24 protein-coding genes are annotated in these 24245 nt (G+C 32.7%); 19 read left to right on the forward strand and 5 right to left on the reverse strand.

The window, feature by feature from the left end:
* The first annotated feature begins 106 nt into the window (after window positions 1-106).
* The 14 genes from B8963_RS13455 to B8963_RS13520 all read left to right on the forward strand — a co-directional run bounded on the left by B8963_RS13455 (window position 107) and on the right by B8963_RS13520 (window position 10794).
* The gene (locus B8963_RS13455) at window positions 107-469 is read left to right on the forward strand and encodes a CoA-binding protein (protein ID WP_084062581.1); all 363 of its coding nucleotides are present in this window, start codon (window positions 107-109) and stop codon (window positions 467-469) included.
* 5 nt (window positions 470-474) lie between these two features.
* Window positions 475-987 (forward strand): hypothetical protein, encoded by a 513-nt coding sequence (locus B8963_RS13460; RefSeq protein ID WP_159447299.1) that lies wholly within the window; start codon window positions 475-477, stop codon window positions 985-987.
* Between the two features lie 65 nt (window positions 988-1052).
* Entirely contained in the window at window positions 1053-1673 is a 621-nt protein-coding gene (gene recR, locus B8963_RS13465; RefSeq protein ID WP_084062284.1) for a recombination mediator RecR, read from the forward strand.
* A gap of 86 nt (window positions 1674-1759) precedes the next feature.
* Window positions 1760-3130: a dihydrolipoamide acetyltransferase family protein gene (locus B8963_RS13470; protein WP_084062287.1), complete on the forward strand. Its 1371-nt coding sequence runs from the start codon at window positions 1760-1762 to the stop codon at window positions 3128-3130.
* A 131-nt stretch (window positions 3131-3261) separates the two neighbouring features.
* Window positions 3262-4038 (forward strand): 3'-5' exonuclease, encoded by a 777-nt coding sequence (locus tag B8963_RS13475; RefSeq protein ID WP_084062290.1) that lies wholly within the window; start codon window positions 3262-3264, stop codon window positions 4036-4038.
* Window positions 4038-4946 carry a carboxypeptidase-like regulatory domain-containing protein gene (locus B8963_RS13480; RefSeq protein WP_200810844.1) on the forward strand — a complete coding sequence of 303 codons (909 nt, stop codon included), beginning with the start codon at window positions 4038-4040 and terminating at the stop codon, window positions 4944-4946. Before B8963_RS13475 ends, B8963_RS13480 begins: the two co-directional genes overlap by 1 nt.
* Before the next feature lie 21 nt (window positions 4947-4967).
* On the forward strand, window positions 4968-5579 hold the full coding sequence (locus B8963_RS13485; protein WP_084062292.1) for a fumarylacetoacetate hydrolase family protein: 612 nt from the start codon (window positions 4968-4970) through the stop codon (window positions 5577-5579).
* A 5-nt stretch (window positions 5580-5584) separates the two neighbouring features.
* The gene (locus B8963_RS13490) at window positions 5585-5923 is read left to right on the forward strand and encodes an Hpt domain-containing protein (RefSeq protein ID WP_084062293.1); all 339 of its coding nucleotides are present in this window, start codon (window positions 5585-5587) and stop codon (window positions 5921-5923) included.
* Window positions 5924-7174, forward strand: coding sequence for a competence/damage-inducible protein A (locus B8963_RS13495; RefSeq protein WP_084062294.1), 1251 nt, complete (start codon window positions 5924-5926; stop codon window positions 7172-7174). It abuts the gene before it with no gap.
* A gap of 74 nt (window positions 7175-7248) precedes the next feature.
* Window positions 7249-7485, forward strand: coding sequence for a 50S ribosomal protein L28 (gene rpmB, locus B8963_RS13500; RefSeq protein WP_084062295.1), 237 nt, complete (start codon window positions 7249-7251; stop codon window positions 7483-7485).
* A 25-nt stretch (window positions 7486-7510) separates the two neighbouring features.
* Window positions 7511-7693, forward strand: a complete 183-nt coding sequence (rpmG, locus tag B8963_RS13505; protein ID WP_084062296.1) for a 50S ribosomal protein L33 — start codon at window positions 7511-7513, stop codon at window positions 7691-7693.
* 38 nt (window positions 7694-7731) lie between these two features.
* Window positions 7732-7884 carry a DUF4295 domain-containing protein gene (locus tag B8963_RS13510; RefSeq protein ID WP_084062298.1) on the forward strand — a complete coding sequence of 51 codons (153 nt, stop codon included), beginning with the start codon at window positions 7732-7734 and terminating at the stop codon, window positions 7882-7884.
* Window positions 7885-8036: 152 nt separating this feature from the next.
* Entirely contained in the window at window positions 8037-8996 is a 960-nt protein-coding gene (gene ftsY / locus B8963_RS13515) for a signal recognition particle-docking protein FtsY (protein ID WP_084062301.1), read from the forward strand.
* A 124-nt stretch (window positions 8997-9120) separates the two neighbouring features.
* Window positions 9121-10794, forward strand: coding sequence for an amidase family protein (locus tag B8963_RS13520; protein ID WP_084062304.1), 1674 nt, complete (start codon window positions 9121-9123; stop codon window positions 10792-10794).
* Here the strand turns inward: B8963_RS13520 and B8963_RS13525 are convergent.
* Window positions 10791-11861: a serine hydrolase domain-containing protein gene (locus B8963_RS13525; protein WP_084062306.1), complete on the reverse strand. Its 1071-nt coding sequence runs from the start codon at window positions 11859-11861 to the stop codon at window positions 10791-10793. The two genes, B8963_RS13520 and B8963_RS13525, sit on opposite strands and share 4 nt — an antisense overlap.
* Before the next feature lie 141 nt (window positions 11862-12002).
* Here B8963_RS13525 and rimO point away from each other — a divergent pair, with 141 nt between their 5' ends.
* Window positions 12003-13304, forward strand: coding sequence for a 30S ribosomal protein S12 methylthiotransferase RimO (rimO, locus tag B8963_RS13530; RefSeq protein ID WP_084062309.1), 1302 nt, complete (start codon window positions 12003-12005; stop codon window positions 13302-13304).
* Here rimO and B8963_RS13535 read toward each other — a convergent pair.
* Genes B8963_RS13535 through B8963_RS13550 form a run of 4 tightly spaced genes read right to left on the reverse strand, consistent with a single transcriptional unit; the run spans window position 13301 to window position 18352 of the window.
* Complete coding sequence (locus B8963_RS13535; protein ID WP_084062311.1) at window positions 13301-14533, reverse strand: DUF3999 family protein; 1233 nt, start codon at window positions 14531-14533, stop codon at window positions 13301-13303. The genes rimO and B8963_RS13535 overlap by 4 nt on opposite strands.
* Window positions 14514-16898, reverse strand: coding sequence for a DUF2339 domain-containing protein (locus tag B8963_RS13540; RefSeq protein ID WP_084062314.1), 2385 nt, complete (start codon window positions 16896-16898; stop codon window positions 14514-14516). Before B8963_RS13540 ends, B8963_RS13535 begins: the two co-directional genes overlap by 20 nt.
* Window positions 16899-16948: 50 nt before the next feature.
* Window positions 16949-18097 (reverse strand): serine hydrolase, encoded by a 1149-nt coding sequence (locus B8963_RS13545; RefSeq protein WP_084062316.1) that lies wholly within the window; start codon window positions 18095-18097, stop codon window positions 16949-16951.
* A gap of 12 nt (window positions 18098-18109) precedes the next feature.
* Entirely contained in the window at window positions 18110-18352 is a 243-nt protein-coding gene (locus tag B8963_RS13550; RefSeq protein WP_084062319.1) for a hypothetical protein, read from the reverse strand.
* 64 nt (window positions 18353-18416) lie between these two features.
* Here B8963_RS13550 and B8963_RS13555 point away from each other — a divergent pair, with 64 nt between their 5' ends.
* The 4 genes from B8963_RS13555 (at window position 18417) to B8963_RS13570 (ending at window position 24226) form a co-directional block, all read left to right on the forward strand.
* Window positions 18417-19379 carry a peptidylprolyl isomerase gene (locus B8963_RS13555; protein WP_317043720.1) on the forward strand — a complete coding sequence of 321 codons (963 nt, stop codon included), beginning with the start codon at window positions 18417-18419 and terminating at the stop codon, window positions 19377-19379.
* Window positions 19366-20802, forward strand: a complete 1437-nt coding sequence (locus B8963_RS13560; RefSeq protein ID WP_084062585.1) for a peptidylprolyl isomerase — start codon at window positions 19366-19368, stop codon at window positions 20800-20802. The genes B8963_RS13555 and B8963_RS13560 overlap by 14 nt, the downstream gene beginning before the upstream one ends.
* A 4-nt stretch (window positions 20803-20806) precedes the next feature.
* Window positions 20807-21760 (forward strand): AAA family ATPase, encoded by a 954-nt coding sequence (locus tag B8963_RS13565; RefSeq protein ID WP_084062322.1) that lies wholly within the window; start codon window positions 20807-20809, stop codon window positions 21758-21760.
* Between the two features lie 192 nt (window positions 21761-21952).
* The gene (locus B8963_RS13570; protein WP_084062323.1) at window positions 21953-24226 is read left to right on the forward strand and encodes an aconitate hydratase; all 2274 of its coding nucleotides are present in this window, start codon (window positions 21953-21955) and stop codon (window positions 24224-24226) included.
* Window positions 24227-24245: the final 19 nt, after the last annotated feature.

Here is a 24245-nt window from a genome sequence, read left to right on the forward strand (position 1 = left end):
AAATACAGCATTAACGACAAAATTTTTATTTCTTTACTAACGAATAGACGCAAAATATATTTAAAAGTTACTTATCTTAACATAATTTAACATGTTAATCGATAAAATGCAAAAAACTCTAGTAATCGGAGCGTCTTTAAAACCACACAGGTATAGCTACGTAGCTATAAAGAGGTTAACAGAAAAATCTATCAGAACCGAAGCATTTGGTTTAAAGGAAGGCTCTGTTAACGGTGTACAAATTAAAACCAATTTTGATGATTTTCAAAATATACATACAGTAACTTTGTATTTAAATCCGGAGAATCAAAAACCGTATTATAATGACATACTAAATTTGAATCCGAAAAGAGTAATATTTAATCCCGGAACTGAAAATCCAGAATTTTATAAGTTGTTGAAGGCTAAAAATATAGAAGTAGAAATAGCCTGTACTTTAGTTTTATTGTCATTAAATCAATACGAATAAGCCAAATGAAATTTGTCATTACAATCCTCTTTATTCTATGTGTTAAATTTTCATTTGGACAGCAAATAGTTTTGGATTCTTTATTGAAAATAATCGATTATAAAATTACAAATTATGAGTCAGACAAATATTATGATGAAACTCTTAATTTTCAGTTGGAAAATTTTCCATTGGAGAATGCTTCATTAAGTGCTTCCAAGAAAAATAAACAGTTAATTAAACTAGTTTTAAATGCAAGCAATGAAAATGCAAAGCAATTAAATGTTTATTATTTCAATAATAATGAATTAATTTTTGCTAAAAGCGCGGAGTCTAACGCTTCAGAACAGCAAGATTATTTGACTTATCTCGAAACAAAAAGTTATTTCGTCAATGAAAAATTGGTACATCAAATAGATTCAAGTGACGTTATTACTTCGTATTCTCAGGAATATTTGCTTGCTGCTGGAGAATCTATATTAGATGAAGTTAATGCTTTGAAGCTATTATTATCAACTAAAGACTTAGGGCAGAATTAAATATTTAAGTTTCTTTTCTGATTTTAAGAATATAAAATTTCGTTTAAAATCGTAATTTTGGCCCTATGGAATTCTCTTCTAAATTATTGGAAAATGCGGTTTATGAAATCTCTCAATTGCCGGGAATTGGTAAAAGAACTGCATTGCGCTTAGCCTTACATTTACTAAAACAACCAGAAGACCAAACAAGCCATCTTACGGGTGCATTATTAAATCTTAGAAATCAAATAAAATTTTGTTCTAGCTGTCATAATATTTCAGATGTTGCATTATGTGAAATTTGCTCCAACCCAAAAAGAGACGAAACAGTTGTTTGTGTAGTGGAAGACATAAGAGATGTTATGGCCATTGAAAATACCGGACAGTTTAGAGGGTTATACCATGTATTAGGCGGCAAAATTTCTCCTATGGAATGTGTAGGGCCACAAGATTTAACAATTGCATCTTTAGTTGAAAAAGTGAAGCAAGGAAAAATAAATGAATTGATTTTTGCGTTGAGTTCCACTATGGAAGGCGACACTACTAACTTTTATATTTTTAAACAAATTGAAGGTTTTAGTGTAAAAACTTCTACTATAGCTAGAGGTATTGCTGTTGGTGATGAATTGGAATATGCAGACGAAGTAACCCTTGGAAGAAGCATTTTAAACAGAATTCCATTTGAAAGCTCAATGAAAATGTCTTGAAAATTGATAAAGAAATTCTAAGAAAAGCATGATATTTTTATTATTTTCGCAAAATAATATTCTAATTAAGTATTGTATTTGATAATATGTCAAAATTTGAATTAAAATTACCGCAAATGGGTGAGAGTGTTGCTGAAGCAACGCTAACTACTTGGTTAAAGGAAGTAGGCGACACAATTGAAATGGATGAAGCAGTTTTTGAAATTGCAACGGATAAAGTAGATTCAGAAGTTCCTAGTGAGGTAGAGGGAGTTTTATTAGAAAAACTTTTTAATGTAGACGACGTTATTTCTGTAGGACAAACTGTTGCTATTATTGAAATAAAAGGAGGAGACGATACTGCAAATGCCACACCTAATGTTGTAGTAGAGGAGCATAAAGAAGAAGCGGAGAAAATAGAAGAGGAAATTACAGTAATTAGTAATTCGGTAAGTGCGCCAGTAGCGGATTATTCCAGTACTGAGCGTTTTTATTCGCCACTAGTTAAGAATATAGCAAAGCAGGAGGGCATTTCTGTGGAACAGTTAGATCAAATTCAAGGTACTGGAAAAGAAGGTAGAGTTACCAAGAATGATATTTTAGACTTTGTTCAAAATCGTAAATCTACTGGGCAACCAACAACTGTACCGCAGCAAAGTAGTGTGCAACCAGAAATGACGGCAATGGCTACTAAGGCTGTAGAACCACAAAAAATTGCTGAGCAGAAACAAGAACCTGTAAAAGAAGTTGCAAAAACAACTGTTTCAGGTGGGCATGAAGTGATTCCAATGAGTAGAATGGGTAAACTTATTGCACAATACATGGTAGACAGTGTTTCAACCTCTGCCCATGTTCAAAGTTTTATAGAAGTTGATGTAACCAATATTGTTAATTGGAGAAATAAAGTTAAAGACGCTTTTGAAAAACGTGAAGGCGAAAAACTAACATTTACCCCCATCTTTATGGAGGCTGTAGCTATTGCGCTTAAGAAGTTTCCGATGATGAATATCTCTGTTGATGGCGATACGGTTATAAAAAAGAAAAATATAAATATAGGCATGGCCGCAGCGTTGCCGGATGGTAATTTAATTGTTCCTGTAATTAAAAATGCAGACCAGTTAAATCTAGTAGGTATGGCTAAGGCGGTGAATGATTTAGCTGCCAGAAGTAGAGATAATAAATTAAAGCCAGACGAGATTAAAGAGGGAACATATACCGTTACAAATGTAGGTACCTTTGGAAGTGTTTTTGGTACGCCAATCATAAACCAACCCCAAGTAGGAATTTTAGCTCTTGGAGCTATACGAAAAATGCCTTCGGTTATTGAAACTCCAGAGGGAGATTTTATAGGTGTGCGCAGTAAAATGTTTTTATCTCACAGTTATGATCATCGTGTGGTTAATGGTGCTCTTGGCGGAATGTTTGTGAAAGCTGTAGCGGATTATCTTGAGGCTTGGGATATGAATAGAGAAATATAATTTTCTTAAGAATAATAATTTAAAAATGCTCCTTTAACCAAGGGGCATTTTTTTTACATACGTATTAAAAATACTGCAATCCTTTTTTTGGTACCTGTTGAATGCACTATCTTTGCTGAAATTATAGTAAAATGCAGTTAAAATTAACACGTCCTATTTGCTTTTTCGATTTAGAAACAACGGGCATAAATGTAGCTAAGGATAGGATTGTTGAGATTGCAATTCTAAAAGTATTTCCAAACGGAAATAAAGAAAGTAAAACATGGCTTGTAAACCCTGAAATGGTGATTCCTGAAGAATCTATAGCAGTTCATGGGATTACTAATGAAAAAGTGGCCAACGAACCAACTTTTAAAGAACTTTCTAAAGAAATCTATAAAATGATAAAGGATAGTGATTTAGGTGGTTTTAATTCTGATCGCTTTGATATTCCTCTTTTAGCTGAAGAAATGTTGCGCGCAGATATAGATTTTGACATGAAAAATACTGTCTCAGTTGATGTGCAGACCATTTTTCATAAAATGGAAAAACGAACCCTAAGTGCTGCATATAAGTTTTATTGTGATAAAGATTTAACTGATGCGCATAGTGCAGAAGCAGATACAAATGCTACCTACGAAGTGTTGTTGTCACAGTTAGAAAGATATCCTGAATTGGAAAATAACATTAAAATGTTAGCTGAATTCTCATCACACAAAAGAACGGTAGATTTTGCTGGCTTTATTGTGCTAGATGAAGATGACGATGAAGTTTTTTCATTTGGAAAACATAAAGGAAAAAAGGTTCATGAAGTTTTAGAAAATGAACCAGGCTATTTTAGTTGGATTTTGAATGCAGACTTTCCGTTATACACGAAGAAAATACTTACCCAAATTAAGTTAAGTAAGCTAAATAACAAATTGGGATAATGCGTTTTTTTCTTCTATTTTTATTCATAACGTCAAATTTAGTAGCTCAAGAAGTTTATTTTGAAGGGGTTGTTTATGATAGCCAGACCAAAGAAACTATTCCTTTTGTTAATCTTAGTTTTCTAAATACTTTAAAAGGAACTTCCTCAGACGAGGAAGGACATTTTTTTATGGACTTACCTTCTAGTTTTTTAGAAAAACAGGTACATATTTCCTCTCTTGGGTATAAGGATACCATTGTTTCTGCGAATAAAATTTTTAAAAGTAAACGATTCGATTTGGTTCCGGAATCTTTTGAATTAAATGAGGTTGTGGTATCAGAAAGTCTTGGGAATTCTGATGTTTTAAACCCTATTAGCAGTTATAGTATTACAAGCGGATTTTCATCATCGTCTACTCCATGGGTTTTGGCCTTGTATTTTCCTAACATTGGTCAGCAAACAAAATATTTGGAAAAGATTACTATTTTCTTTCAAAAAAATCAAGAGTTTACGCGTGAAGCTTCTAAATTTAGAATAAGAATTTATAATCTAGATAAGAACACAAAAAAACCTGGAAAAGATTTATTGTATAAAAGTATTGTATTAGAAACAGATTCATCTAAAGATTATGTATCACTAGATTTAGCCGCTTTACAGATTAAAATGCCGCAAGAAGGGGTGTACATTGGTTTAGAATGGTTTTTTATTCCATATAATTGGTATAAGAATACCGAAAAGCATACTATTACTAATAAATTAGTGTTAGAAGATAGGTTTGCTCCAACTTTTGGAGGTGTTTATACTAAGAACCAAAATTTTAGAGTTATGGTATATGGTATGGGAGAATGGACAGATTTTGTGGTGAAATCAAAAAATCAATCAGAAAACTTTATACCTGCCATTAGCCTAAAAATAGCAAGAGAGTAATAATTAGAACTATAATTTTCTATGAAAATAATTTGTATTGGGAGAAATTATACTGCCCATATTGAAGAGTTAAAAAATGAAAAACCGGTAGATCCAGTAGTTTTTATTAAACCAGATTCTTCTGTTTTGCCAAAAGAGCAAGATTTTTACATTCCTGAGTTTTCTAATGATATTCATTATGAAGTTGAGGTATTGGTAAAGATAAAAAAGGTAGGTAAGCATATTGAAACAAAATTTGCACCTAATTATTATGATGAAATTGGTTTAGGAATAGATTTTACAGCAAGAGATTTGCAACAATCGCTGAAAGAAAAAGGTTTGCCATGGGAGAAAGCAAAAGGTTTTGATGGGGCAGCTGTAATAGGGCAGTGGGTTTCAAAAGAAAAATTTAAAAATATTAATGATATTAATTTCTCACTTTTAAAGAATAATGAAATAGTTCAAGAGGGTAATACCAACTTGATGCTCTGGAAAATAGATGAGTTGATTGCCTACGTGAGTAAATTTTTCACATTAAAAAAAGGAGACATTCTCTTTACTGGAACACCAGCAGGTGTTGGCAGTGTTAAAACTAATGATTACCTTTCAGGTAAGTTAGAAGGAGTTGAAATGTTTAACTTAAATATCAGATAAAGAAAATGATTTATAGTTTGGATAAAATAAATGAGCTGGCAGATGGGGATGAAGAATTTATTCATTCTGTAGTTTCTGTTTTTTTAGATGAAGTTCCTGAAGATTTAGCGCTACTAGAAGTCGCTGTAAATCAGAAAAATTATCCATCAATCTATCAATTGGCGCATAAAATAAAGCCAAATGTGGATTTGTTAGGCATGGAGCAAACGCGTGCTGCAGCTTTAGAAATTGAAAATTTAGGTAAAGCAGGTAACAAAGGAAATGAAATAGATCAAATTTTTCCTATTTTAAAACGTGATATTCATCAGGTTATTGGTGAGCTTAAAAAAGACTTTCAACTTTAAATGTTTGCCGAGATAATTACTATTGGAGATGAGATTCTCATTGGGCAAATTATTGATACAAATTCAGCTTTTATAGCTAAGGAATTAAATAAAATTGGTATATCTGTATATCAAATTACATCTGTACAAGATGATAAAAACCATATTCTCCATGCCTTACAAGAAGCAGAATCCAGAGTTGATATAGTTATTATAACGGGTGGATTAGGTCCGACAAAAGATGATTTAACAAAGCATACACTTTGTGAATATTTTGAAGATCATTTAGTTCAGAATGATGCAGTTTTGGCACATGTAAAAGAGCTTTTTAAAAAGTATATTACTACGGCTCCTTTATTGCAAGTTAATGTAGATCAAGCACTAGTGCCTTCAAGAGCTACTGTTTTGCATAATGCAAATGGTACAGCTCCAGGAATGTGGATGGAAAAAAATCACACCGTTTTTGTTTCACTTCCGGGTGTACCCTTTGAAATGAAATATTTAATTCAGAATGAGGTTGTTCCAAAAATTCTAAAAACGTTTGATCGTCCATTTATTTTACACAAAACAATTGTTACTTATGGTGTTGGAGAAAGCGCTTTAGCAGCGCGTATTTCGGAATGGGAAGATAATCTGCCAGCAAATATAAAACTGGCTTACTTGCCTAGTTTAGGTAAAGTAAGATTGCGCTTATCGGCTAAAGGAACAGATCAAAAAGACATAGAAGATAAAATACAGAGTCAAATAAAAGCACTGTATGCGCTAATTGGCGATGTTATTTACGGTGAAGAAGATGATGAAACCATAGAAGAGGTAATTGGTAAGCTCCTGATAAAGAAAAAATTAACTTTAGCAACTGCTGAAAGTTTTACCGGAGGCAAAATAGCGGAACAAATTACAGAAATACCAGGTGCATCGCAGTATTATAAAGGAAGTGTTGTAAGTTATGCTACAGAAACTAAAATTGAAGTATTAAAAGTACCAAAACAGCTTATAGCTGAACATTCCGTGGTGAGTGCACAAGTTGCGGAAGCAATGGCTATGAATGTGCAGAAGTTGTTAAAAACAGATTTTGCAATTGCTACAACTGGTAATGCCGGACCTACAAAAGGCGACTCTAATGAGGAAATTGGAACTGTATTTATTGCGATTGCGACACCAAAAGGAGTGTTGTCGGAGCAATTTATGATGGGAAGCCAGCGAGAACGCGTTGTGCAAAAGTCTGTAAATAAGGCATTTGAGATGCTTCAAAAAGAAATTTTAAAATTCTAAAAAAGAATTTTGTCTGTCCGATAAAAAAGATATAAATTTGCATCCTGTTTAAAAATAACACAAACCCTAGCGCTATGTCAAAAGTTTGCGAAATTACTGGAAAGAAAGCTATGTTTGGAAACAACGTATCGTTTTCCGTTAATAAGACAAGAAGAAGATTCGATGTAAATCTTTCCAAAAAACGTTTCTATATTGAAGAAGAAAACCGTTGGGTTACTTTAAAAGTTTCTGCAAGAGCTTTAAAATCCATTAATAAAAAAGGGATCTCTGCAGTTTTAAAAGAAGCTAAAGCAAATGGATTAACTAAGTAATCCATAAAAAAAATAATCTAGTAAAATGGCTAAGAAAGGTAATAGAATCCAAGTGATTTTGGAATGTACAGAGCATAAAGAATCAGGTCAACCTGGTACTTCAAGATACATTACAACAAAAAACAAGAAAAATACTCCAGACAGAATAGAGATTAAAAAATTTAATCCTATCCTTAAGAGAATGACTGTTCATAAAGAAATTAAGTAATTTTCCGTTATAAACGGAAATGATAAAAAGTATAAATCATGGCAAAGAAGACGGTAGCAAGTTTACAAACCAGCTCTAAAAGATTGACTAAAGCTATAAAAATGGTGAAGTCTCCAAAATCTGGTGCTTATACATTTACAGAATCTGTAATGACACCTGAAGAGGTTGATGCTTGGTTAAGTAAGCAATAAGAAATTCCAATTTTATTGGTTAAAAAGCTACTTTCGTAAGAGAGTAGCTTTTTTTTGTTTTAATTTTTAAAAATTAGAACATCTTACAAAAGTTTTTAAACGTTATCCTGTACCTTATTTCTTATATTTGGTACAACGAATTTTAAATTAATATGAGTTTATTTAAAAAGATATTTTCCACACAAAAAAAGGAAACCTTAGATAAAGGTTTAGAGAAAACTAAAACTACTTTTTTTGGAAAATTAAGTAAAGCCGTTGCGGGTAAATCTAAGGTAGATGATGATGTTCTCGATAATCTAGAAGAAGTGCTTGTTGCTTCGGACGTAGGTGTGGACACCACGTTAAAAATAATTAAAGGGATTGAAGCACGAGTTGCTAAAGATAAATATGTGGGTACCGATGAACTTAATACAATCTTAAGAGAGGAAATTGCACGATTATTATCAGAAACTAATTCTGGGGAAGAAACAGATTTTGTAATTCCTAAAAATAAAAAGCCTTATGTAATTATGGTAGTAGGTGTTAATGGTGTTGGAAAAACTACCACTATTGGCAAATTGGCTTATCAGTTCAAGAAAAAAGGATACAAAGTAGTGTTAGGTGCTGGCGATACTTTTAGAGCTGCAGCCATAGATCAGTTACAAATTTGGGCAGATAGAGTTGGCATCCCCATAATAAAGCAACAAATGGGTAGTGATCCTGCTTCGGTAGCATTTGATACACTAAGTTCGGCGGTTAAGCAAGCTGCAGATGTGGTTATTATTGATACTGCAGGGAGACTTCATAATAAGATTAATCTAATGAATGAACTTTCAAAAGTCAGTCGAGTTATGCAAAAAGTTGTTCCTGAAACACCACATGATGTATTATTAGTGCTTGATGGTTCTACGGGTCAAAATGCTTTTGAGCAAGCAAAGCAATTTACAAAAGCTACAAACGTAACCTCACTTGCGGTTACAAAATTAGATGGGACTGCAAAAGGCGGTGTTGTTATAGGAATTTCAGATCAGTTTCAAATACCAGTAAAATATATAGGAGTTGGTGAAGGTATTGAAGATCTTCAAGTATTTAATAAATATGAATTTGTGGATTCATTTTTTAGTAATAAATAAGCGGACTTTAATAAAACAAAAAGCCTCCAAGAATTTAATTTATTGTTCTTGGAGGTTTTCTATTTCTAATAAGCGTTGAATAACTAATACTTTTTAGGTATTTTTAGAGCAAAAGATTAAACATATGATATCAAGACTACTAACTCTAGTTGCACTTACACTTATTTTCTCTTGTAAAACCGAAAAGGAATCTACTGTCAAGGAAGTGATTTGGCAGCCTTACAATGACTCCATTGATGTAGCTGGCAATAGTGATCATGAAATAAAAAGAATGCGTTATAAGCTTATTCAGTCTAAAGTGTTGAATAAAAACGAAATCTTTCTACCACTTTATAACGAAGTATCTAAGGTTACTGAAGCAGATTATCAAAAATGGAAGCCTTTCATTCTAGAGCAAGATATTTTATCCATACAATTTCACATAGCAGATGGCGATTTAACTTATGAAGAATTAACATTGTTTTATTTGTATCGTATCTATAAATACGAACTAAATAATGAAACTACGCTAAATACTATTCTAGCATTAAATAGCAACGTCTTAGAAGAAGCAAGGGCTGCGGATAAAGAGTTTAAAAAGTCTCCATCCAAAGAGCGTAATCCTATTTTTGGAATGCCAATTTTATTAAAAGATAATATAGATACGGATGGCATGAGCACAACGGCAGGTGCTATAGCATTAATGAATAATAGTACTAATGATGCTTTTATTGTAGAACGGTTAAAAGAAAATGGTGCGCTGATTTTAGGAAAGGTTAATTTAAGTGAGTGGGCCTATTTTTTATGTTCAGATTGTCCGGTGGGTTATAGTGCTGTTGGTGGTCAAACATTAAATCCTTACGGACGTATGATTTTTGAAACAGGAGGTTCAAGTGCTGGAAGCGGAACCTCGGTAGCCGCAAATTACGCCGTTGCAGCTGTTGGAACAGAAACTTCGGGTTCTATATTATCACCTTCAAGTCAAAATTCGGTAGTTGGATTAAAACCCACTATTGGATTATTGAGCAGAAGTGGAATTGTACCAATATCAAGTACACTTGATACTCCGGGACCTATGACAAAAAATGTGGTAGACAATGCAATTCTATTAACAGCAATGACTGGTCATGATGTAACAGATAGTAAATCTGTCTCAACAAGTAAAAATTATCTTCAAGATACTTTTAAAGGTAATACCTTACAAGGAAAACGTTTTGGGGTATTTAAAAATCTAATGGAATCTGATTCTATTTATGCAGAGACCATTACTAAAATTAAATCGCTTGGAGGAATTATTATAGAATTTACTCCCGACCAAGTTGGGCTACCTGGATTTTTGTCAATACTTAATATTGATATGAAAAATGATTTGCCAGCATATATAAAGGCAAATGTTAAAAATAAAGAAGTTGTTAAAATTGGATCAATAGCAGATGTTATTGAGTTTAATAATCAAGATTCATTAATTCGAATACCTTACGGACAAGCATTATTTAAAGGAATTATTGCTGATACAACTTCGCTAGAAGAATTAGAAGTTATAGTTAGTGATTTAGAAAATATAGGTCGTTCTTATTTTGATAAAGCAATGGATGCGAATCATTTAGATGCAATTTTAAGCATCAATAATTATCATGCAGGGTATGCTGCAGTAGCTAAATATCCAGCTTTGACAGTGCCAATGGGTTATAAAAAATCTGGAGAACCTTTAAGTCTTACCTTTATTGCTAAACAATTTCAAGAAGCAGCCCTACTTCAACTTGGATTGGCCTTTGAAAAAGCAACTAAGGTTAGAAAAATGCCTCAAAGTTATCATTAATTAATAAAAGCATTAATCTTACCCCATAAATCATTATCAAAGTTTGATACAGCAAAGTTTTCGCCATCACCAGCATCGCCCATTCTTACGATTACTAAATTCTTACTTGGGATCACGTATATTTTCTGATCATTTTTGCCTAGAGCAGCGTACATATCGGACGGTGCATTCGGAATTAAGGTTCCATTAAACTGTAATTGGGATTGCGGTAAATGATATGATTGTTTGCCATTTAACCACCATAAATAGCCATAGGCGAGATTTATGTTTTGAGATGTAGTGGTAGCATCATTTAAATAATTTTCTGGAATAATCTGGGTGTTTTCCCATTTTCCTTTTGCTGATATTAATAAGCCGAACTTGGCCATACTTCTAGTATTGCTCCAGTACACACTTAAACCGCCAATATCAACCCAATTTCCAGTCATACCTATTTTGTCTCTTAATTTAGTATTAAAGTATTGACTCCAAGTTAGGTTGCTAGCTGTTGCGATCACATCTTGCATTTTTACATACACATTGTGATAAGCCCAACGTGTACCTGCGTCAGCAACATAATCTAAATTTTCCGGGCTCACATCATCACCACGACTATCATCTAAACCTGAGTTCATAGACAATAGGTTTTTGCAAGAAATTAAATCTTCTTTTTCAATAGGAGCACTTGTCCATCCGTTACCTAAATAGTCTGAGACTTTTGAATCTATATTGAGTAAACCTTCCTCTTGGGCAATACCAGATAGAGCAGTTGTTAAAGTTTTTCCTGCACTTGCCCAATACCATATTTTAGCATCGGAATGATCATTCATATAATGCTCTACAACAATTTTACCATTGTATAGCATAATGAAACTCTTACTATTTTTTTCTTCTAGATAATCTAATAATGGTTGAAGCTCATTGGTATTCCAACCTAAATCTGTTGGTGAAATGGTTTCCCAAGTATCAGAATTAATAGGTGGAAAATATAGGTTTTCTTCAGGAATAGGATTTGGTTCTCCATCTTTAGAGCAAGAAATAGTAAGCAACGAAATAAGACCTAGTATAAAAAGACTGTGTAATTTCATAAAGTTTTATTTTAGGATAAGACTTAATTTTCTGAAAAAGGATTAAATCTTCATGTATATGCATAACGTAAAAACAATAAAAAGTAATATAAATAAGTAGGATCTTTTTCCTTGTTGTATTTTTGCACTTTATTTATAACTATGCGTACAAAAACACTTAAGAAGAACAAGATTAATGTAGTTACTCTAGGCTGTTCTAAAAATGTCTACGATTCTGAAGTTCTTATGGGGCAATTAAAAGCCAATAAGAAAGATGTTGTTCATGAAGGAGAAGGGAATATTGTTGTAATTAATACCTGCGGCTTTATTGCTAATGCTAAAGAAGAGAGTGTAAATACAATTTTGGAGTTTGTTCAAAAAAAAGAAGCTGGTGTCGTAGATAAGGTTTTTGTAACAGGATGCTTGAGTGAGCGCTATAAACCAGACTTGCAAAAAGAAATTCCAAATGTTGACGAGTATTTTGGAACAACCGAATTACCTGGGTTGCTAAAAGCTTTAGGTGCAGATTACAAACATGAACTTATTGGAGAACGATTAACAACTACTCCAAAGAATTATGCTTATTTAAAAATAGCGGAAGGTTGTGATAGACCGTGTTCTTTTTGTGCTATTCCAATAATGCGAGGCAAACACAAGAGTACCCCGATAGAAGATTTGGTAACTGAAGCCGAAAAACTAGCTGCTAAAGGTGTTAAGGAATTAATATTAATTGCTCAAGATTTAACTTATTACGGATTAGATCTGTATAAAAAAAGAAATTTAGCAGAGTTGCTTGAAGCATTAGTAAAAGTAGATGGAATCGAATGGATCCGATTACATTATGCTTTTCCAACAGGTTTTCCAATGGATGTTTTAGAGCTGATGAAGCGTGAGCCTAAAATTTGTAATTATTTAGATATTCCTTTGCAGCATATTTCCGATGCTATTTTGAAAAGCATGCGAAGAGGAACAACACAAGAAAAAACAACTAAGCTTATTAAAGATTTTAGAACCTTGGTTCCTGAAATGACTATAAGAACTACACTTATTGTGGGATATCCAGGAGAGACCGAAGAAGACTACCAAATTTTGAAAAATTGGGTAGAAGAAATGCGTTTTGAACGTTTAGGTTGTTTTACTTACAGTCACGAAGAGAATACGCATGCATATTCATTAGTTGATGATGTTCCTGAAGAAATAAAACAACAACGTGCATCTGAAATAATGGAGCTCCAATCACAAATTTCTTGGGAGTTGAACCAAGAAAAAGTGGGCCAGACACTACGTTGTATTATTGATCGTAAAGAGGGACCACATTTTATTGGTAGAACTGAATTTGACTCTCCTGATGTTGATAATGAAGTATTAATAGATGCTTCTAAATACTATTTAAAAGTTGGGGAATTTGTAAATGTAAAAATTAACGAAGCTGCCGATTTTGATTTATATGGTGAGCCTGTTTAGGTTTTCTTTATCATTTTTACTGTAAAATAGCCAATCAGGGCTATTATCAAAAACATAATTAGCCAAAGCCATTTTTTATCTTCAAAGAGTGGCTTTGTTATTTTTTCAGGAATACTATCTCCAAGCATTTCCTCACCTAAGGTTACAGGTTTTGCATATTCAGGTATTACATTGGCCATTAAGTTGATGTCATAAATAGGTTCCAGAGCAAGTTTATTACCATATACCATATAATAGGTCGCAGGTTTAGTAAATCTAGCTTTTATTTCATATTCAAACCCTTTTATAGTTACTCCCTTTATTTCTAATGGCTCATTATCTTGATTGCTTATACTAATTTTTATTCTTTTAGCTTTGGTGGTTAAGAAAGTAAATTCATTATTATTTAAGGAGCTAAGAATACTAGAGGTTAAATTTCTATAATTATACTTCCAACCCTTTTCTGTTTGAATGCTATCTGCTAAATAGGTGATTGTGGTGGGTCTTAAATAATCAATTGTATCCTTTATATTTATTTTTACAAAACTTACCGGTATTGCACGCTCCAAATCAATTTCTATTATGGTTTCTTTAGAATTTTTATCATTTATAGTTTTAGTATTTTTTGGAGTATAATTTTTATACACGGGTGGTATTGAAGTATTTTCAAATATTTGAGCCCCATTTAATTTTGGGTCTTCAACGGTGTTAATGGTAACTCTGTAATATAAAAATGATGCTTCTGGAAACCTAAGCGTGGTATACTTGTAATTGGTATTGGCGTTTTCAATGGACAATATTCTGTAGTCTTCTTTAATGGTAAACCAATCCATTTGATTTTGACTACCCTCCAATTTTAGTCTATAATCAAAATTGGCAACTTCAAAATTTAGAAACAACTCGTTTATTGTGGCTTTAGTTGGTAATTGGAACGTATAATAATATTGATTTGCAGTATGACTTTCGTTAATAATTTTAAAATCAACAGGTTTAATATTTGTTTTGCTATTTTTTATGTTCAGCATATAAGGTGCTTCTATAGTATCATTTTTAGTAACACCATATATGCGAATGTCATCTAGATTATTTTTAGTTTTTTCAAAAATTGCATCTGGAATACGTATACTATGCCATTGCTCCGATATACCTTTTATTTCCCTTTTATAGTCGTAATTTTTCATTTGAGCACTAACCATATAGCAACTCAAAAAGATAATTAAGGGCAAAATTTTATTCATCTTTTGATTCATGTTCAATTTGTTTAGTGTACTTGTTATAAAGGAAGGAGATGACCAATAACAATAGTCCAAGAGAAACAAAGACAATGGTTTTAGAGATGGTATCTAGGTTGGCTATATCGTAAAAGAATAGTTTTACAAGTGTTAGTCCAAATAGTGCAATTCCTCCGATACGAAGTTGTTTTTTTCTTTTCCAGATTCCTAGTATAATAAGTAATAGCGAATAGGTGCCCCAAAGTATACTCAAATTCATTTTATAAGAATCGCTAAAGCCAGCAATATCCATCCAGTGAAGAAGTTCACTGCTCAGCACCCATATTATGGTAATGTGCAAAAGAATTTCAAAAAACTTAGAAAGATTGTTTTTCATAAAAGCCGCCTCAGTATATTTTTTAACGGCAAATAAGATAAGCCCTAAAAAGAGAAATGAAATATACCGAATACCCAAATTAAAGATTCCAGAATTATAATACTCAGCATACGTTTGTTCTATATATGTGCTTCGTAATTCGCTTATAACATAAAGGCCATAAATTAAAAAAGCAAAAAGTAAGAGTATATTTATGGCTAGATTGGTAATGCCTAATGTGTAGTTTTTTATTTTTTTGATATTGATAAAAGATAACACTGAGAAAAATAAAAGAGAATAATTAAGTAGCCAGATATTTTTAAAATCTAATAATGAGAAATTGTAATTACTCATGTCATATCCATCATTCGCTACTGATGATACCTTTGAATTATTGAATAATTGTTCCCAGTACATATTTATCTCGGCGAAAAAGATAAAGTAACTTGTAATTAAAAATAAAACAGGAATAAGTATCGACATTAAATGTTCTAAACTGTTCGAAGATTTATTTTCATTATCATCATTTTTATTATAATTCAGCCACGTAATAAATCCAAAACAAATCGACACCAATAGGGCGCTTAAAAAGCTTATATTAACTATTGGCGTGAAGGTATTGGTGTTGTCATAAGAGTGCGTATTGCTTTGCGACCAATCTTGAAAGATGCTAAAAAAAGCAAGGGTCATTAATAGGTAACCAAACTTTTTATAAATGTCTATTTTTTTGGTTATTCCTACCCAAGATAGTAATGCTGCTTCAACAGCCCATAAAAGTGTAACCCAATTGCCGTCTAATTGCACGGGGATGGTGATGGTTAAAAATGTTAATACCAAAACACTAATTAAATAGAAAAGTTTTTGGTCTGCCAGCTTTTGCTTAAAAACAACAGCAGCCACTATAAAATGTAGTACAGCATTGCTGAGAGTAAATAATCCGAGCAACTGGTTTCCAGTACTATGCGCTTCTAATACATAATATCCTAATCCATAAAATATAAATGAATTAAAAAATAGCAGTACCACATCGCTAGTGTTAAATTGTTCTTTTTTAATAAGTTTATACCCCATGAAAGCAAAGTAGAATATTAAAAAGAATACTGTTAAAAATAGTAAAGCAATACTAAAATGAGCTTCTTGAGAATAAGATGTTGTTAGCCAAGAGAAATATATTAACCATGTAAAAGCAAAGGACACGTAGTATAGCGGTTTCCAGTATTTTTTAAATGAAAGAATTAGAATGCCTATATTAATTAAGGTCATATAGCTAAATAAGGTAAGAACATCTCCAGAGCCGGTGCTTAATAAAAAAGGTATGGCATAGGCGCCAACTAAACCTATATGGGCAATAATTTGCTTGTTATAATTTAACGATGCTATTACTGCAAATACCGTAAAAATGAGCATAAAAATAAAAGCAACTATCTGTGGTAATAGACCATATAAACTATAAGCAGCAAAAGTTATAAAATAGAGTATGGCAATAGCGCCGCTGACAAGTACAGCACTATAATTTTCATATTTGGATTTAAGTTTAATGCCAAAACCTAATAAAGCTAATCCTGTAAGATAGCCAAGTATTATTCGTGTAAGTGGACTTATTAAATTGTTTTCAATGCTGTATTTTGCGCCAATTACAACACCAATAACCGTAATAAGTATTCCAATTTTATTGATAAGATTTTCACCAATAAATTTTTCAATATTAGATTTCTCCTTCGGCGTTTTTGCAGTAGTATTTATGGTCTCCGTTAGTGGCTTAACCGGACTTGTAACTTGGGAGACTTCATTTTCCACCGTTGCTTTGTTTTCTTGTTTATGAGAAAGTGCAGTTGTTGGCTCGACAATGATATCTTCTGATGGAGATGTCATTGATGTAGTATTTTCTGTTTTTGGAAAATTGCCTTTTTTTAAAGATTCAATTTCCTTGTAAACATCCATTAATTCTTTGGCAAAACCTTCTTGTTTTGATAAAAGTAGCTCCAGTTTTTCTTCGAGACTTTTTATGTAATCTTGGTTATTATTCATAAGGGCTTATTAAAAACTGAACTTGTGCATTTATTGAATGCAGCTTTCTATTATTTTATTTTTTTACGACCTAATTCTTGCTGGTATAATTCACGTCCTAACTGTGCTAAAAACGGAATTCCAATACTATCAAATTCATAGGTGTCATCATTAAAAATCCCGTTTTTATTCACTAAAATTGTAGCAGTAAGTAAAAATTCTATATTGTTTAGAGTATCTTTTATATAGGCACAATCGGTTAATGTGCCATGTGCATAACCAACTTTGTTGTAAATTTTTATATTTTCAGGTATAGATTCATGGCTGTCGCCGTACATAAAGAATTTTACGTAGCTATCATAATACTCATTTGCAGTATAGCCTAATTCTCTAGGAAGTGAATGCATTGTATTTAGTAAAAAGGCTCTTTGTGTTTCGGTGATATTAAATTGTTGGCTTGGTTCAAAACTTTCAGGAAAAATAATACGTTTTAGAACTTCATGTTGTGCATCAATTGCGTAGTAATTTTTTAAAGAAAAATCAAAAGGTTTGTTTATTAAGATGTCCTCTTCATAAAAACCAGTTCCTTTTTTTATTCCTTGTAAATTTAAAGGTTTAATTGGTTTGTTTATTATTCTATCGGTTACTCTAATAGTGCTGTCATTAATATAAATAATTAGCGGTTTTGTAGTTATATTATCAGCATTTGGGCTAGAAACTCTATGTGATATTCTTGCGTTATTTATTCCTTTTTCGGTAAGCTTTTGGTTGATTTCATCTTGTCCTAAAAATTCAAACAACCTATTGTAAGCTTCGTTATCGCTAATAGCGAATATTTTAGAAATTTCTTTTGCAAAAGTGGTTTCCAAAGTGTCTCCTTCTATGTAGAAAACAGAATTCATATCTAAATTTTCAAGAGAATTTAGTTTTTCTAAGGCTAAAACTGCAATTGGCAATTTTACTGTGCTCGCTGGGTAGAAATAGTTATTGGCATTTACTTGAAACTTATAATCTGTAAAAACAACTTCTTTGGTATTGTTGCGATCTATTTGAGTAAATTTTATTTGCACTTCATAGTGCTCCAAGCTATCCATCACCATTTTAATTTTAGGTGATTGCGAAGCTAAAGCATCAGCTAAAGGGGCTGTGATTTTTACCTCTTCTTTACAGGAGAACAACGTAAGTAGAAAAAAAATGTAGAAGGTATGTTTAATTTGCATGTTTGGTTTTTCTTATGTGCTGTAAATTTCACCTCTATGCGGTTTTAATGCATCTCTAACTTGTATTAATTCTTGCTCTTCAACAACTAAAAAAGCAATACTGTACATATCATTTATAGTTGTATGTCCAGTAATATTTAAGTTGAGTTTTTCGGCTAGGATATATTCAATTAAATGTTTTTCATGGTGCTCCGCTGTTTTTTCGGCTGCTGGTCCTCTGAAATCCCAAATTAATTTAATTTTTTTTGCATTCATAAGATAAAAATAGCGCTTTGTTTACGTATTTATATCACCGGAAACAGTGATAATTATATTTGCTATGATAAAATTAGGTGATTTAAGGCAGAAATTAGGTGCTTGCACAACATCTGTTATTTGTTATTTTTGCAAGATGCAACTACAAAGCTATTTTACCATTAAAAAGGTTGGATTCTTATCGCTACTGTCTTTTACAGTGTTAATTTCATCATGTGATTCTTTTTGGCAAAAGAAAGAAGACAAAGAAGTAGTGGCACGTGTAGGTGATACTTATTTGTATAAAGACGAAATAAATGCATTATTCCAAGATAATGTTTCTAAAGAAGATAGCGCAACCTTTGTATCAAATTATATTAATAATTGGGCAACCAAGCAGTTATTGTTATCTAAATCTAAAATAAATTTACCTGAAGAAAAATTACAAGAATTTAATCAACTTATAGAAAATTATAAAACAGATTTATATACCAGAGCTTATAAAGAAGCATTGGTGAGTCAGTCACAAGATACTGTTATTTCTGCACAAGAGTTAAGCGACTTTTATGAACGAGAAAAGGAAAATTTTAAGCTTAAAGAAAAGCTTGTAAAATTGCGATTTGTTGAATTGCCTATGCAATTTTTAAATAAAGACGAAGTCGTAAAACGTTTAGATAGGTTTAATGCTAAAGATGCTAAGTTTTTAGATTCTATTGGGATTCAGTTTAAAAAAATAAATTTTAATGATTCTATTTGGGTAAAAGCTTCAAGAATTATAAATGAAATACCACCTTTAACCTATGAAAATGAGGCTGGATACTTAAAAAAATCACAATTTTTTGAATTACAGGATTCATTAGGGGTATATTTGGCAAAGGTTACCGATGTTTTAAACACAAATGATACGGCACCGTTGTCATTTATTAAACCATCTATAAAGCAAGTTTTATTAAACCGAAGACGATTAGAATTAATCAGAAAACTTGAAACTGAAATTATTGACGATGCAATTAAAGATAAAGAATTTGAAATCTATGTTAAAGATTAAGAACACCCTTACCATTTTACTAGTATTGATTTTTGGAGCAGTACAAGCACAAGATACGATTGAAGCTGCAACAGCTGAACCTATAAATGATGTGGCTCAAGTAAGCCAAGTTTCAGATTCCATAAAGCCATTTAAAAAAATAAAATTAGATGGAGTTGCCGCTGTAGTAGGTGATTATTTAATTTTAGAATCTGATATCGATAAAACTTTAATCGATTTACGTAATCAAGGAGTTTCTGCAGATGAGGTTTCAAGATGTGGGTTATTGGGTAAATTAATGGAAGACAGGTTATATGCGCACCAAGCTGTCCAAGATAGTATTCTTGTGGCGGATGATGAAGTAAACGCAACAAGTGATGCCCAAATAGCACAGTTGGTTTCAAAAGTTGGATCAATAGAAAAAGTATTGGCATTCTACAAAAAGCAAGACGAAGAAAGCTTTAGAGAAGAACTTTACAAGATTAACAAATTGCGTATGCTTTCTGAAAAAATGCAGCGTAAAATTGTAGAAGAAATAGAGATTACTCCAGAAGAAGTAAGACAGTTTTTCAATAAAATTCCAGAAGATCAGCGTCCGGTTTTTGGAGCAGAATTAGAAATAGCTCAAATAGTTAAAAAGCCAGAAGCGCCGGAAGAAGAAAAACAAAAAGTCCTTGATCGTCTAAACAAAATTAGAGAAGATGTTTTGGAAAGAGGTTCTAGCTTTGCGGTAAAAGCAATTTTATATACCGAAGATCCTGGATCTAAGCAAAATGGAGGTTTATATACCGGTATCACCAAGCAAACAGGTTTTGCTAAAGAATTTAAGGATATGGCTTTTAGCCTAAATGTAGGCGAAGTTTCTGAACCATTTGAAACAAGTTTTGGTATTCATATTTTAACAGTAGATAAAATATTAGGTCAGCAAAGAGATGTGCGCCATATTTTAATGATTCCTAAAGTGCCGCAAAGTGCCTTAGATGCTGCTAAGAAAGAACTAGATACTATTAGACAAGGTATTATAGACGGTAAATTTACATTTGCAGAAGCAGCTTTAAATTTTTCAGATCAAACCGAAACAAAATTCGATGGTGGTCAATTAAGAAATCCATCAGATTATGGCTCTAGATTTGAATTAACCAATATGGATCCTACATTCTACAATCAAATTAGAAATTTAAAAGATAACGAGATTTCTCAACCTATTTTAGAAGAAGATCCACGCGAAGGTACTAGTTATAAAATAATGAAAATCACCAATCGTTACGATGAGCATGAAGCTGATTTTTCAAAGGATTATTTAAAAATTCAGCAATTGGCACTTACGCAAAAGCAAGCCGATGCCATTGGTAAATGGATGAAAGAGCATATTGAAGATACCTATGTGAGTGTTAATGCTTCAAATCAGGATTGCGATTTTACTAACAACTGGGTAAAAAAGTAAATTTATGTCAGATGTTACTGCCATTAACAACCTTGTAACAAAGCATGCTATATTAAAAAAGGAAATAGCAAAAACTATTATAGGGCAGACAAATGTAGTAGAACAGATATTGTTATCTGTTTATACTGGAGGCCACTCGCTATTGATAGGAGTGCCAGGTTTGGCGAAAACCTTAATGGTACATACAATTGCACAAGCATTAGGTTTAGATTTTAAGAGAATACAATTTACACCAGATTTAATGCCAAGTGATATACTTGGTAGTGAAATTCTGGATCAGGATAGAAAGTTTAAGTTTATAAAAGGGCCAATTTTTTCAAATATTATTCTGGCCGACGAGATAAATAGAACACCACCAAAAACTCAAGCTGCCTTGTTAGAAGCAATGCAGGAAAGAACCGTTACAATTGCAGGGGTAAATTACAAGCTGCCTGCGCCATATTTTGTTTTGGCAACTCAAAACCCTATAGAACAAGAAGGTACATATCCATTGCCAGAAGCGCAATTAGACCGATTTATGTTTGCAATAGAATTGCAATATCCTTCCGTTGAAGAAGAAATAGCTATTGTAAAAGCAACAACTTCCGATGAAATTCATAAAATAAATGCCCTATTTACAGCGGATGAAATAGTAGCTATACAACAATTAATTCGTAGAATTCCAGTACCTGATAACGTGGTGAACTATGCGGTGAAATTGGTAAATAGCACAAGACCAAATTTAGCGACGGCAACAGATTACGTAAAACAATACATAGATTGGGGTGCAGGTCCAAGAGCATCTCAAAATTTAATTTTAGGAGCCAAAGCACATGCAGCAATACATGGAAAATACTCACCAGATATTGAAGATGTAAAAGCAGTCGCTTATGGCATTTTAAGACATCGGATTATAAAAAACTATAAAGCAGAGGCGGAGGGTATTTCTGAGGATACCATCATAAGTAATTTGCTGTAGTTATTAATTAAGTTTCAAACGTTTTCGCAACGAATAATGTTAAAATAATCTTCAAAAATTATTAGATTCGTTTTTTAGATCACATTTTTCAGTTTTTTTATTAAAATCGATGGAATCGTAATACAATTCTTTTATTTACCCTTTAGATTTTAGTAATTTTGTAAGATTGCAATAATTAAAATATATAGAATAATGGCATTTGATATAGACATGATTAAAAAAGTGTACGCCAATATGGCTGAACGTGTTGATAAAGCACGTGAGGTTGTTGGTAAGCCACTTACACTTTCAGAGAAAATTTTATATTCCCACCTTTGGGATGGTACACCTACTAAAGCTTTTGCAAGAGGTAAGGATTATGTGGATTTTGCACCTGATCGTATTGCTTGTCAAGATGCTACTGCCCAAATGGCATTATTGCAATTTATGCAGGCTGGTAAGGCTAAAGTTGCTGTGCCAACAACAGTACACTGTGATCACTTGATTCAAGCAAAAAGTGGTGCGGTTGCTGATTTAAAGTCTGCAAATACTACAAGTGCCGAAGTTTTTAATTTCTTAGAATCTGTATCAAATAAATATGGTATTGGTTTTTGGAAACCAGGCGCAGGGATTATACACCAAGTTGTGCTTGAGAATTATGCATTCCCTGGAGGAATGATGATTGGAACAGATTCGCATACCGTAAATGCTGGTGGTTTAGGAATGGTTGCAATTGGTGTTGGTGGAGCTGATGCAGTTGATGTAATGGCCGGAATGGCATGGGAGCTTAAATTCCCTAAATTAATTGGAGTTAAATTAACAGGTACCATTTCTGGATGGACTGCACCTAAAGATGTTATCTTAAAAGTTGCGGAAATATTAACTGTAAAAGGTGGAACTGGTGCAATAGTAGAATATTTTGGTCCAGGAGCTATATCATTATCATGTACAGGTAAAGGTACCATTTGTAATATGGGAGCTGAAATTGGTGCAACTACATCAACTTTTGGTTATGATGATGCTATGGAGCGTTATTTAAGAGCTACAGATAGAGCAGATATTGCAGATGCAGCAAACAAAGTAAGAGAGCATTTAACAGCTGATGCTGAGGTTTATGCAAGTCCTGAAAAATATTTTGATGAAGTAATTGAAATTAATTTATCAGAATTAACACCATTATTAAATGGTCCTTTTACTCCAGACTTATCTACAAAAGTTGGTAAGGATATGAATAAGAAGGCTACTGAACATGAATGGCCTTTAGCTGTAGAATGGGGATTAATTGGTTCTTGTACCAATTCATCATACGAAGATTTGTCTAGAGCTTCGTCGATTGCACAACAAGCATTAGACAAAGGAATTACAATGAAAGCAGAATTAGGTATTAACCCTGGTTCAGAGCAAGTGCGTTATACCGCTGAAAGAGATGGTATTTTACAAGTGTTTGAAAACTTGAACGCTAAAATATTTACAAATGCTTGTGGACCTTGTATTGGTCAATGGGCTAGATACAGTGATCCAAAAAATGCACCTAAAAACAGCATTGTACATTCTTTTAATAGAAACTTTGCTAAACGTGCTGATGGAAACCCAAATACACATGCTTTTGTGGCTTCACCTGAAATAACTGCAGCAATAGCGATAGCAGGTAGATTAGATTTTAACCCAATGACAGATAAACTAATCAACGATAAAGGGCAAGAAGTAATGTTTGATGAACCAAAAGGATGGGAGCTACCTCCAAAAGGTTTTGCTGTTGAAGATGCTGGTTATTTAGCGCCTGATGAAGACGGCTCAGGAGTAGTTGTAAAAGTAGATCCGGATTCTGAAAGATTACAATTATTAGAACCTTTTACTCCAATTAAGGATGAAAGTTTAATGGGTGCTAAATTATTAATTAAAGCATTCGGTAAATGTACAACAGACCATATTTCTATGGCAGGACCATGGTTGCGTTTCCGTGGGCATTTAGATAATATTTCTAATAACTGTTTAATTGGAGCAGTAAATGCATTTGGTCATAAAACAAATTTTGTAAAAAACCAATTGACAGGTGAATATGGTGGTGTACCAGATACGGCACGTGCATACAAAGCAGCTGGCGTTAGATCAATAGTGGTTGGGGATCATAATTATGGAGAAGGTTCTTCACGTGAGCATGCAGCTATGGAGCCTAGACATTTAGGAGTTGCCGCTGTTTTAGTAAAATCTTTTGCACGTATTCATGAAACAAACCTTAAAAAACAAGGAATGTTAGGTCTTACTTTTTCAAAAGAAAGTGATTACGACTTAATTCAAGAAGATGATACATTTAATTTTATAGATATTGCTGAATTTGCTCCAGATAAACAATTGACTATTGAAATAGTTCATAAAGACGGAAGTAAAGATACTATTAAAGTAAACCATACCTATAATCAATCCCAAATTGATTGGTACAGAGAAGGTTCTGCTTTAAATGTTATTAAAAAAGAAAATGCAGCTTAGTAATATACTTATCTTAAAA

Origin of the sequence: Cellulophaga tyrosinoxydans, assembly GCF_900176415.1 — a bacterium.
In the GTDB taxonomy this organism is placed as follows: domain Bacteria; phylum Bacteroidota; class Bacteroidia; order Flavobacteriales; family Flavobacteriaceae; genus Cellulophaga; species Cellulophaga tyrosinoxydans.